Below are 11,930 nucleotides of genomic sequence, written 5' to 3'. Positions count from 1 at the left end.
ACATCCCGGCCAGTCGCTCTAAATTCACTATATCCCACATGACGGGATATCGTCAATTACTTGCTGAAATAGGCGTCCAGGCATTTTTGGATTGAACTCGGAATTTCTCCAGGCCTTCAGCCCGCGAAAGCTGCACCTACAGGGGTTTCGGATAGCCAGATGACTGCGGCGGGAAGGGGAGGCCTGGACGTTCTCGTGAGCCGGGTTTTGGTGCTGCCGCCCGGGATACGGGGGAGATTAGTCTCTGCCGGCGGTGCTGCCACGGCAACGGGGGACTGCGTGGACACAATGGCCGGGTGAGGCAGCTGTGCTGCGAGCGTTGGGAAAGATGGCGACAGGAGTCAGAGATTCAGGGCAGGGCACGTATCTGTGTGGGCCTCTTCACCCGGACTGGAGCCTGCTGATCGGACCTACGCGTCGTTCTGGCTCTGGATGAGGCGCCTGGAGACGGTGGCTGCCGCTTCTTTAACGGCCTTCACCGCCTGCTCAATGTTGATGTCGCGGACGTGTTCATCCCATGCGACGCCCACGCTGCCCACGGATGTTTTTTGGTCGGTGAGGATGGGCGCGGCGACGCCGTAGACTCCTGGGTTGAACTCCCCGCGGGTCAGCAGGTAGCCGTCCTTCTTAATCTGACCCAGGGCTTTGCGGAACTCGCTCCAGGAAGCTCCCAGCCGGGCCTTCTCAATTTCAGCACTGTAGCGCGGGTAGATTGCCTTCAGCCGGTGATGGGGGAGGTAGGCGAGGATGACTTTTGAACCGGCACCTTGGAACAACGGCCGGCGTTGTCCCCGGCTGAACCGGTTTGCCGGGCTCGATGGTGCGCGGACTTCGCCTACGCACAGCACCGAGTCACGGAACGCGGTCAACAACAGAGCGGAGTGTCCGACGTTCTCTACAAGTTCTTCCAGGACCCCGTGGCTGGCGAGGAGTAAGGGGTCCGTCTGACGGATCTGTAGGTCCATCTCGATGATCCTGGGACCAAGGCTGTAGTATCCGTTGCGGACCGTGGTGAGCAGGCCCGCATCATGCAGGGTCTTGATGTAGCGGTAGCCCGTGGAACGTGAGGTTTCAAGAGCTTCAATGAGGTCTGCCGTCGACCAGACAGGCTCTTGTTCCGTGAAGAGGTCCAGGATAGTGAGCATTCTGGCAAGACTGCCAGCGCTGTCGGAGCTGCCCGTGAGCTCAGCGACATTCTCCGACAAACCGAGTCCGTTCATGACCTGAGGCCCATCCTTCTCTACGAGCCGTATACCAAGACCATCGAAGGCAGCCTCACGAACGGCGGCTTTACTGCCATTATAGGCGCGGCGCGGCGGCGGACGCTGAGTTGATGTTCAGCGTCCGCCACCCTGCCGATGATTTCTTGGTTGGTGCTACAGATCAGATGCCTACGGTCTGGCCGCCGTCGATCACCATTGCGTGACCGGTTGCAAAGCTGCCAAGGTCCGAGGACAGCCACAGAACCGCCGAGGCGATTTCTTCCGGGCTGCCCATCCTGCCGACAGGCTCCTGGCCGATCACTCGCTCCCGGCCCTCGGGGGTGCCGCCGGAGAACCTGTCCATCATCGGCGTTTCGATGATGCCCGGGCAGATTGCGTTCACCCTGATGCCCTGCGCGGCATAGTCCAACGCCGCCGACTTGGTCAGGCCGATCAATCCGTGCTTCGCGGCGACGTATGCTGCCTGACCCCGGATCCCGACAACTCCGGCTCCCGAGGAGGTGTTGACGATGGATCCGCCACCGGTCTTAAGCATCGCGGGAATCTGGTACTTCATGCACAGGAACGCACTGCGCAGGTCGATGTCGAGCACCCGTGACCACTCATCCTCAGAGATGTCGATGAGAGCTGCTGGCGGCTGTTCAATTCCCGCGTTGTTGAAAGCGATATCAAGGCGGCCGAATTCCTGAACCGTCTGTTCAATGGCAGCCTGGACTTCCTGTGAAGACGTCACATCGCATTTGACCGTCAGCACCTGGCCGCCGTACTGGGCCAGCAGTCGGGCTGTTTCCTCGTTGCCCGAGGTGTCGATATCGGCCAGCACGACGTTGGCCCCTTCCGCTGCGAATGCTATCGCCGTAGCACGGCCGATTCCGCTCCCGGAACCGGTAATAAAGGCGACCTTTCCAGCGAATCTGGATTCAGTCATTTGGGGTCTCACTTTCTGTTGCTGAGAGGGTGGATCATGGCTGCCGGCCCCTGCCGGCACGCGCATCGAAGGACGACGCCTTGCAGCGTCAGGACTAGGCCGCGGGTGAGCCGGTGTAGCGGTCCCGCAGTTCAACCTCAAGCTCTTCCAAGGTACGGCCCTTGGTTTCGGGGATGAAGCGGAATGCAAACAACGCGGCCAGGAGGTTGAGCACAAGGAACCCGGAGAAGACGGCCACAGAGCCGTACTGCTCGGCCAGGATCGGAAACAGGAATGAGATGAGGGAGTTGGCGATCCAGAGCCCGCCAAGGGAAGCTCCCATGGCAAATCCCCGGATTGGCAAGGGGAACAGCTCGGACAGAACGAGGAATCCGGTGGTGCCTAGGAAGGTCACCATGAAGGCGGTCACCAGCAGCATGAACGCCAGGATCAGGTAGGAGCGCAGAGTGGAGTCGGGCAGCAGGTAAGTAATGAGGAGCCCCAGATGGGAGGCGGCAACACCACCGAATCCGAGCAGCATCATCTTGCGCCGGCCCATGAGTCCGAGAATCCACATGCCGACCACCGTGAACACGATCATGGCGATACCCACGGTGACTGAGGCGAGGAGGGACGCGGACCGGGTGAGGCCAGAGCTCTCCAGCACGGTCGGCGCGTAGTACATGACCACGTTGATGCCGGTGGTCTGTTGGGCGACGGCCAAGATGATGCCGATGACGACCAGCCGCTTCATCCATGGCGATTCGCGCAATGTCGAAAAGATCGAGACCTTGCCCTGGATATGGTCTGCTTCGACGATGGCCGTAATCTGCTGGTACTCATCCTCGACACGGTCTGCCAGGTGCGCCCGCTGCAGGGTATGCCTTGCTTCCGCCCACCGCTGCTTGCTCGCATACCACCGGGGCGTGTCGGGCAGTGTCAGCATGCCCACGAGGAGTGCGACGGCGGGCACCACTGCGACGCCGAGCATGTAGCGCCACACGACCTGGTCACCGATCAGGTTGGCCAGTACCGCGTTGATCACGAAAGCCAGGAACAGGCCGATGACCAGCATGAGCTGGTTCACGGTGACAATGCGGCCCCGCTGTGACGCCGGCGCCATTTCGGCAAGGTACAGGGGAACGACCACGGAGGCAACGCCGACGGCGTATCCGAGGGCAATGCGTCCCGCGACCAGGATGGCCACGTTGGGAGCGAGAGCGCAGACGGCCGTGCTGATGACGAAGATGACACCGGCCACGACCAGTGACTTCTTCCGGCCCACCCGGTCGGCGATCGGGCCGCCCAGGAGCGCTCCTGCCGTCGCGCCGGGGAACAGGAGGGAGGTGACGACGAGTCCCTCCGCGACGGCACTCAGCTGGAAGTCTTCCTGCAGATACACAAGCGCTCCTGCAATCACGCCAGTGTCGAAACCGAACAGCAGACCGCCCAGGCTGGCGATCACGGTGAGCCGGAACATAAACGTTCTCGGGTCTTCGCGACCGGCCGGGGTGGTCAGCGCTCCTGTCGAATGTAGTTTTTCGGACACGAGGTCTCCTTATTGATGAGCAAGGCTCAGGGAGCAAGTCCCGCCCCCGCGGGTCCGATCGGCCTCGATCGTCATGCGTCTTACTGCCTTGGGTTGGTGCCGGTCCCATGCCTCGGGGACCCAGCGATATGTTTTCGGGCTGGCCCTTGCTCGACACGGGTGGATCGTCTCGGTGAGGACCAGTGATCTGACCTTCGCCCCTGGCTCTATTCGCCGGCGCTTCAGCCTGATGTCGCACAAGCTTCTCTGCTGTGATCTTGAACATATCCTGTATTATGAGACTGAGTCAATAGTCAGGGAGTCTGTCACTTGTCGCCTGTGAGGACCCAAGTGATGACGCCGAGGAGAAGGAAGGTCTGAAAAGCCATGCGTGCAACTGCCGAGACGGCGAAGGTGCTGACCGAGTACTACGCAGCCATGGAGGCGAACAACCCCTCCGAGTTCGGGTCCTACTACGCGGAAAACATGACCCTGACCTTCGGGAACAGTCCGGAGATCAAGGGCCGTGAGAACATCATCGCGGCTCTCAGTGACAAGCTCAATGAGGTGGAATCCCTCGGCCATGACCTCGTGAATGTGTGGGAGGAAGAGGGTGGAGTCATTTTCTTCGAATCCATCGGACGTTGGACTCTTCGCAGCGGTGCCGTGATCGAGATCAAGGCGGCTTCCAAAATCACCGTGGTCGACGGGAAATTCGTCGACCAGCGTATCTATGTGGACAACGCCCCCGTATTCGAAGCCCTGGAGCAAGAAAAGGGCCTGGCGGAGCATTTTTAGGCAGAGGCCGCAGAAATTATCTCAGCAATCGAAAGGACCACAACCATGGTGGGAGAACACCGCGAATTTCAGTCCCGTCTGATCGTTACCGGGCTGGATGCGGACGGTAAGTCGTCGTTCGTCAGTGACGGTCCAACGACTGACAGGCTCGTCGCTGACGGCTATACCCGCAACCACCTGTGGCAGGCCACACAAGTGCCGACGCCTGTGATGGCACCCAACGGTCCAGGTGATGCCTCGATCATCCCGCCGCCGCCGGCGGGGTATAACTACGTGATCACGGCCTTTGCCCCGGACAGTGAATGGGACTACGAGGGCGGCTACGCCAGGATTCTTGCGGAATCCGGTGCCGGAGACGCGATCGATCCTAACGATGCACCGGGAATGCACACGACGGACACGATCGATATCGTCACCGTGATTTCCGGGGAGGCATGCGTTCTTCTCGACACCGGCGAGACAACCATGCGGCAGGGCGACACGATCGTACAGCGCGGCACCAAGCATGCCTGGCGGAACAGGACGGACAAGCCATGCGTGGTCTCCGCCGTTCACATCAGCGTGATTCGCTGAACGCCGACGGCCATGCACTCCACCAACAGCACTGACCTGTCCACGCCTGCCCGCCGGGTCATCGTAGGGGTCAACGCCTCAAAGGCATCCGCCGTCGTCGCTGACGACCGAAACCTCCCCGCCACCCTGCTGCCCAACGGAATCCTGCTGCAGGAGCTATGGCAACAGCGGACTATCCCCGCTGCTCCGGAGGATCATCCGGAGGCCGGCTGGACGCTCGGGCCCGACGCGCCGGCCGAGGGTGCCGTCGTCCGGATACTCACTGTCCCGGGTGCATCGGGTGACACCCTGGCGGTGCCCGACCTGCACACGGACGCATCCCTGCACGTAATCACAATGCTCGACGGGGAGCTGGCCGTAATGCTGGAAGACGGCGAAGTAACGCTCTCCAAGGGGGACTCGATCGTACTGCGGGGCAGCTTGCACGATCTCCAAAACCTGCACCCCGCCCCGGCGACTTTCGTCTATACCTCCTTTCCCCTCAGCATTAGAGGCCACGTGCACCGCTAGGCGCAGCAAGGCGTTTTACGCAATTGGCCGCCGTCCACGTGGACGGCGGCCAATTGCGTTCCCGGCGCCTTTCCGCGCACAGCGAGGATCGGATCCTTCATCCGCGCACCGGCTCCGCTTCAAGTCCTAGAGCTGCATGTAGACGCTCTTCGTGTACAGGTAGGTGTCCATGTGGGCAGCAGTTCCCTTGTATCCGTAGCCGCTCAGCTTCGTTCCGCTGAAACCGACCAGCGGGTCGATGTAGCCGTAGCAGTTGACCCACATGGTGCCGGTGTGGACTCCGTGCACGGCGCGGAGTGCGGTGGACAGGTTTTGGGACCAGACCGCCCCGCCGAGGCCGTATTCGCTGTCGTTGGCGATGGCGATGGCTTCGTCGATGTCGTCGAAGGGAAGGATGGAAAGGACCGGCCCGAAGATCTCTTCGCGGGCGATGCGCATGTTGTTGTTGACCCCGCCGAAGACACTGGGCTGCACGAAGTATCCGTTGCCGAGGTCATCGCCGAGGCGGGCCCCGCCGTAGAGCAGTTCGGCGCCCTCATTGCGGCCGATATCGATGTAGTTCAGTACCGTGTCCAGCTGGCTCTGGTTGACGACCGGGCCCAGGGTCGCCGCGTCATCCAGGCTGTGCCCAACCTTGAGCGTGTCCATGAAGGACAGCAGCCGTTCCGTGAACTGCTCGACGATGGGCCGCTGGACCAGCACGCGGGTGCCGGCGAAGCAAATCTGGCCTGAATTCGAGAAGACGCCCATGGCGGCTCCCGGCACGGCCTTGTCCAGGTCCGCGTCGGCACAGATGATGTCCGCGGATTTGCCGCCCAATTCCAGCTGCAGCTTCTTGATGTTCGTAGTGGAGGCTTCGATGATGCGGCGGCCGGTCTCGGTGGAACCTGTGAACGCCACTCGATCGACGTCGGGGTGTGCCGCGAGGGCGTTTCCGGCTGAGCTGCCGGACCCTGTGACGACATTGATGACCCCTGCCGGGACCCCGGCTTCGTGCAGGATCTCGGCTGTGCGCAGCACCGACAGCGACGCTTCCGAGGCCGGCTTGAGCACGGCAGTGCACCCGCTGGCCAGGACAGCACCGATTATCCAAAACTGCCCGTTGAGCGGGCCGTTCCAAGGGATGATCCCGCCAATGACACCGACCGGTGCCTTCAGCGTCATGGTTGCCACGTTCCCGGGGATGCCATTCATCAGCGTCTCACCGGAGATGCTGGTCGCCTGCGACGCAAAGAACGCGAGCATCTTCATCAGTGAGGCCTTGGAGTTGCGCAGCCTCGACACCGGGGCGCCCATGTCCACGGCCTCAATCTGGACGAGCTCCTCGAACCTCTGGTCAAGGACCTGCGCGACACGGTTCAACAGCGCCTGCCGCTCGTAAGGGCTCCAGGAACTCCACGGCCCGTTAAAGGCCTTCCGCGCCGCACCAACCGCGCGGTCGACATCCGACGGGCCGCCGGCAGCGAAACGCGCCAGAACCTCACCCGTGGACGGATTATTGGTGCTAAGGGTCTTTCCGGACTCGGCCGAAACCATCTGGCCGTCGATAAAGAGCTGGTGCACGTCGCGGGAGAGGAAACTTTGCGCCTGCTCGGACGGTGCGAAGCTGTGCTGGGTGGTGGTCATGACATTCCTTCCAGGATGACCGTTGACATGCTGTCAGTCGAAGATGAAGACGCCTTTGCCGATCTTGCGCTGGTCGAACAGCTCGTAGGCCTTTTCGGCCTCGGCGAGGCTGAACTCATTGGTGAACAGGGACTCAACGTCCAGGCCACGTTCGGCGACGAACTGGGCGCACTCTTCCTGCTGGTTTTTGCTGAACGTGAGCGACCCAAGAACGGTCTTGTGCAAATGGATGAGCTCTTCGCTGTCCAGGTCGATCTTGCCGAAGACTCCGACCATGCACGCGGTCCCCCACGGCCGGGCTGCCTGGATGGCCTGTCGGCGTACGGCGGGGATGGCGCTGCACTCGATGGTCTTATCCGCCCCTTCGCCGCGGCGGGTCAACTCGCGGATAGCTTCGACAGGATCCTGTTCCCGTGAATCGACGACGTGGTCGGCTCCGAACTGCTTGGCCATCTCCAGCCGTGACGGTTCGACGTCCACGGCGATGACCCGTGCTCCAAAGGCCTTGGCCAGCAGGGTGACGCTCAGTCCAACGGGTCCCTGACCGAAGACTGCGACTGTTTCATCGGCGGACAGATTAACCCTCTTGATGGCGGCGAAGGCAGTTCCGGTGCCACAGGAAATAGCCGCACCGGTCTTAAAGGAGAGCGAGTCTGGCAGTTTGATGAGGGTGTGTGCCGGGACCTTCATGAAGTCGGCGTGGCCGCCGTCTCCGTTCAGTCCACCGTAGACGATGCGCCCGTTGGGGCAGTACTGGGTCCAGCCGGACCGGCAGTACTGGCAGGTGCGGCATCCGTCATAGTGGTGGACCATGACCCGGTCACCCACTTTGGCCTCGCTTGGCTTGACGGCGTCGCCGACAAGCTCGACGACTCCACACGGTTCGTGCCCTTCAATGACCAGCTCCTCGCCGGTACGGACAGGACCGTGAAGATGGTGGAGGTCGCTTCCGCACATTCCCGAGGCCTTCATGCGGATCACCACTTCATCCGGCCCCGGTACAGGGTCGGGATAGTCGCGGATCTCGAGCCTACCCTCGCCTTGGAAAACAACGGCCTTCATAGTTACTGCTCCTTGATGGTCAGGATAAACATTGATGACGCCTTGGATGCGTTTGCACCCGCGCTGTGGGCCAGGGTCATCTCCACTGACCGGGAAGAGATGACCGACGATTAGATGGGCCTGACGTCCTCGGACCGGTAAGTCCGCTCCGAGGACGTCAGGGCTTACGCGGGCAGGTGCTGCAGCCTGTAAACGCGCTGCGATCCGCCGGTCTTCACGCTATGCGCGTGCCTTTGGTTCTTCTTCCAGCGCATCAGCCGTGTCACCCGCGGGAGCGATATGCGCCAGCGCCTCAGGAGAGGTATCCACGCGGGCTGCGGCGTAGATCGCTGTGGCTGCGACGTAGAAGCCCGATACCGTCAGGATCACCCCGATGATGCCGTAGCTGTTGAAGAGCCACAGGACGATGAAGGGGGACGCGATCAAACCGACGCGGCCGACTGTCTGGGCGAGGCCACCGCCGCGGAAACGGAAAGCGGTCGGGAAAAATTCCGGGACCGTGCCGAGGCACAGGGTCAGGAACGATGCGGCCATGGCGACCAGGATGAAGCCGACGGTGATGATCAGGGCCGGTTCTGTCATGAACGGGTAGATGCCGGCAACGATTGCTGCGAGCGTTCCCGAGAGCACGATGCTGCGGCGACGTCCGAGACGGTCAGCAAGGAGCATGCACAGCAGCGGGCCTGCGACGTAGCCGGACATGATGGCGGCGTTGAACCCGAGTGACGATGTAACGGTCATGCCTTGCTTGACGAAGAACGTCGGCATCCAGCCGGTCACGGAGTAGGAACCGAACAGGCAGATGATGGTCAACACCAGCGCCAGCAGCGTCCGCCGGATCACCGTCGGGGAGAACAGTACCGTGATCGGCACGTAGTTCGTCTTCTCGTCGGTCACGACAGCCTGCTTGCCTGAAACCGCGCCTGCCTTGGGGCTCGTAACGCCCGATTCCTTCTCGATCCGCCGCAGGACGGCCTCGGCTTCTTCATGCCGGCCGCGGGATTCGAGCCAACGCGGGGATTCGGGCATCTTGCGGCGAAGCCACCATGCAATCAGGGCACCTACACCGCCGATGATGAACATTGCCCGCCAGGACCACATGGGAATGACCAGCCAGCCGATAAGTGAGGACATGGAGACGCCGAAGCCGCCGAAGATGCCCAGCAGGCCCAGGTATTTGCCGCGGTGGCCCCGGGGGAAGAATTCGGTGATCATGCCGTAGCAGATCACGTATTCGGCACCCATCCCAATGGCCATGAGGAACCGCAGGCCGATAAGGACCTCCATGTTCGGTGCCAAGGCTGCGCACAGAGCGAGGATTCCGAAGAGCGCAAGGTTGAACTGAAAGGCAAATCCCCGGCCGATCCGGTCACTGAGCCAGCCTGCGAAAGCCGCCCCGATTGCCAGACCCGCGAAAGTGGCTGACAGGAACATTGAGTTCAGTTCGAGCGTGGAGAATCCGGTGGGAAGCATCGAGGCCAGCACCGCGGACGAAAGAGTGTTGTCGAATGAATCGAAGAACATCCCCAGGCCGACCAGCAAGGCCATGCGACGGTGGAACTTGCCGATAGGGAGATTGTCGAGACGCTGGCTCACATTAAGATGCGTGGCGGTCATCGGACGGCACCTTCCGAACGTGCTTCCGTGCGCAGGGCCTGGCACGAAGCGGTGGCAGAACGGCGGATGGTGATGGAAAGCAGGTCCCGTTTCGGGATGACTCGGGTAATACGGGCATGATCGGCTGGGCTGAGAGTGCAAGCTTCGCATGAAGTCGATCGACACTGTTCGGACATTGCGTGTCACTACCTTTGGCTGGGTGTTCGGTGCGCAGCGCGCGAACACGACGGTGTGTTGTGAACTGGTTCTTCCCGAGGCGGCAAACCGTACCGGGAAGAATATGTGCCCTTCCTGCCAAAACACTCCCATGCAAATGGTGTGGCCATGACAGTGACGGTGCACACAGTTCCTTGGAACTGCTTCGACAATATCCTGCATTGTGGGACTTAGTCAATAGCGGTTCCTTGCCGCCCTCCCCGTTCCCTCGTCCTTTGATTGGTGATCCCGAGAGTGCCAAGAAGTGGGCCGGTCCCGCACCTGAGGGTGCGGGACCGGCAGAATGTATGGTTACGGCTGCCCTGCGGCCGACCTGCCCCGTTCACCGACCAGACCTGCCGGGCTTGTCTCGGGCTGAACGTCTTGTCGTAGCGCAGGCCCGGCTTTGTGTCCGGCCGGTACCTTGACGAAGAGCAGCAGGATGAATGCCAGGGAGAGCGCCACCAGCGGGACGCTCATTCCGACGATGGTGTCGCCGGGTGTGGCGAGCTTGCCGATGAGGAATGGTCCGAAGAATCCGCCGGCGGAGGCCAGGGAGTTGATGACCGCGATCCCAACGACAGCCTGCCGCTTGGTCAGGATCTGGCTGATCAGGGCCCAGTACGTGGGGATGTTTCCGATGACGCCGCAGGCGAGCAGAATGAGTCCGAGCATTCCAAGGACGGGGCTGCCGCGGAATATGGCGGTCATGAGGAGGCCGATGATCGCGGTGGCGAAGCAGGACAGCACGATGAATTTCCGTCGCCCGCTGATGTCTGCGTACCGTACGAGGAGCAGCATCACGATGGCTCCGCAGACGTAGGGGATGGCACCGAAGATGCCGATGTTGGTGGGGGAGTAGGCGGGATTGAGTTGGGACACAACCTGCGGGAGGAAGAAGGTCATGCCGTAGGTTGCGACTCCGGCGAGGGCGTTGATCAGACCCAGATACAGGATTTTGGGATTCCGTAGCGCGCGCAGTTCGCTTTTCTTGTCGTGCTTTTCCTCGGGCATGGCCGCGTATTCTTCGGCGATTGCGCCTTCCAGCCACTCTTTTTCGTCAGCCTTGAGCCACTTTGCCTGGCTCGGCCGGTCGGCCAGCGTCAGGAGGAGCCAGATCCCCAGAAGCACAGGGGGCAGGCCCTGGAGGATGAAGATCCAGCGCCAGGAGCTGAGCCCGAACCAGTCCACGTGTTCAAGGATCGCTCCACCACTCAGGCTTCCAGCGATGAGGGCGACCGGCATGGCCAGCGCCATGGCGCCGATGGCCCGCCCGCGGTCATGGTTGAGGAACCAATAGGTGAGGAAGAGAATGAGTCCCGGGAAGAGTCCGGCCTCGGCGATGCCCAGCAGGACCCGGGCAATGTACAGCTGGGTCACATCGTGCACGAAGCCCGTGGCTACCGTGACCAGTCCCCAGGTGATGGCGATACGCGCCAGCCAAAGCCGGGCGCCGACCTTGGCGAGGATCATGTTGCTGGGCACTTCGAGCAGTACGTAGGCGATGAAGAAGATGGCCGCAATGGCGCCGTATGTCGCGACATCAATGCCGAGTTCCTTGCCCATCGTCAGCTGCGCGTAGCTGATGGAGGATCTGTCCATGTAGTTGAACGCATACAGCAGGAAAGCGACCGGCAGGATTGTCCGTCTGACCTTCCTGATGACCGAGGTTCGGTCAATGCCGGCCCTGGCCGGGACGGAATGTGTAGCCACGCTGCTACCTCCTTGGTAGTTGCCCGCAAGGGCGGGTTCTTTGGTCTTCTGACGTCTCTGACGTCCTTGATCGGTCCCGCGCCCAAGACCTCTGGGCGTTGTTTTTTTGCCACTGCAGATGAGTCTGTTCTTCTCCGCTGACGGGGAAGATAGGCCAGGTGTCGGATGAGCTGGCGCG

The 11,930-nt window shown here is 61.6% G+C and carries 10 protein-coding genes; 3 read left to right on the top strand and 7 right to left on the bottom strand.

Annotated features, from left to right (window positions below; all coding sequences use genetic code 11):
- Positions 1-410 precede the first annotated feature (410 nt).
- From ACFTR6_RS21190 to ACFTR6_RS21180, 3 genes are all read right to left on the bottom strand, one after another.
- Positions 411-1,220, bottom strand: a complete 810-nt coding sequence (locus tag ACFTR6_RS21190; RefSeq protein WP_377959375.1) for an IclR family transcriptional regulator — start codon at positions 1,218-1,220, stop codon at positions 411-413.
- Between the two features lie 163 nt (positions 1,221-1,383).
- Positions 1,384-2,151 (bottom strand): SDR family oxidoreductase, encoded by a 768-nt coding sequence (locus tag ACFTR6_RS21185; RefSeq protein ID WP_377959374.1) that lies wholly within the window; start codon positions 2,149-2,151, stop codon positions 1,384-1,386.
- A gap of 94 nt (positions 2,152-2,245) precedes the next feature.
- Complete coding sequence (locus ACFTR6_RS21180) at positions 2,246-3,679, bottom strand: sugar porter family MFS transporter (RefSeq protein WP_377959373.1); 1,434 nt, start codon at positions 3,677-3,679, stop codon at positions 2,246-2,248.
- A gap of 366 nt (positions 3,680-4,045) precedes the next feature.
- On the opposite strand from ACFTR6_RS21180, the gene ACFTR6_RS21175 reads away from it, so the two are divergent.
- From ACFTR6_RS21175 to ACFTR6_RS21165, 3 genes are read left to right on the top strand one after another with little or no spacing between them, the layout of a single operon-like run.
- Positions 4,046-4,456: a nuclear transport factor 2 family protein gene (locus ACFTR6_RS21175; RefSeq protein WP_377959372.1), complete on the top strand. Its 411-nt coding sequence runs from the start codon at positions 4,046-4,048 to the stop codon at positions 4,454-4,456.
- 45 nt (positions 4,457-4,501) lie between these two features.
- Complete coding sequence (locus tag ACFTR6_RS21170; protein WP_377959371.1) at positions 4,502-5,029, top strand: cupin domain-containing protein; 528 nt, start codon at positions 4,502-4,504, stop codon at positions 5,027-5,029.
- Positions 5,030-5,041: 12 nt separating this feature from the next.
- Positions 5,042-5,539, top strand: coding sequence for a hypothetical protein (locus ACFTR6_RS21165; protein WP_377959370.1), 498 nt, complete (start codon positions 5,042-5,044; stop codon positions 5,537-5,539).
- Positions 5,540-5,665: 126 nt separating this feature from the next.
- Here the strand turns inward: ACFTR6_RS21165 and ACFTR6_RS21160 are convergent, their stop codons facing one another.
- The 4 genes from ACFTR6_RS21160 to ACFTR6_RS21145 all read right to left on the bottom strand — a co-directional run bounded on the left by ACFTR6_RS21160 (position 5,666) and on the right by ACFTR6_RS21145 (position 11,752).
- On the bottom strand, positions 5,666-7,165 hold the full coding sequence (locus ACFTR6_RS21160) for an aldehyde dehydrogenase family protein (protein ID WP_377959369.1): 1,500 nt from the start codon (positions 7,163-7,165) through the stop codon (positions 5,666-5,668).
- A 33-nt stretch (positions 7,166-7,198) separates the two neighbouring features.
- Positions 7,199-8,227, bottom strand: coding sequence for a zinc-binding dehydrogenase (locus ACFTR6_RS21155; protein WP_377959368.1), 1,029 nt, complete (start codon positions 8,225-8,227; stop codon positions 7,199-7,201).
- 219 nt (positions 8,228-8,446) lie between these two features.
- The gene (locus tag ACFTR6_RS21150) at positions 8,447-9,844 is read right to left on the bottom strand and encodes an MFS transporter (protein ID WP_377959367.1); all 1,398 of its coding nucleotides are present in this window, start codon (positions 9,842-9,844) and stop codon (positions 8,447-8,449) included.
- A gap of 507 nt (positions 9,845-10,351) precedes the next feature.
- A complete protein-coding gene (locus ACFTR6_RS21145) occupies positions 10,352-11,752 on the bottom strand; it encodes an MFS transporter (RefSeq protein ID WP_377959366.1) in 1,401 nt (466 codons plus the stop codon).
- Positions 11,753-11,930 lie beyond the last annotated feature (178 nt).

Source organism: Arthrobacter sp. NPDC057009, from assembly GCF_042673905.1.
Lineage (GTDB): Bacteria > Actinomycetota > Actinomycetes > Actinomycetales > Micrococcaceae > Arthrobacter.
This window is presented reverse-complemented; position numbering and strand designations above follow the sequence as displayed.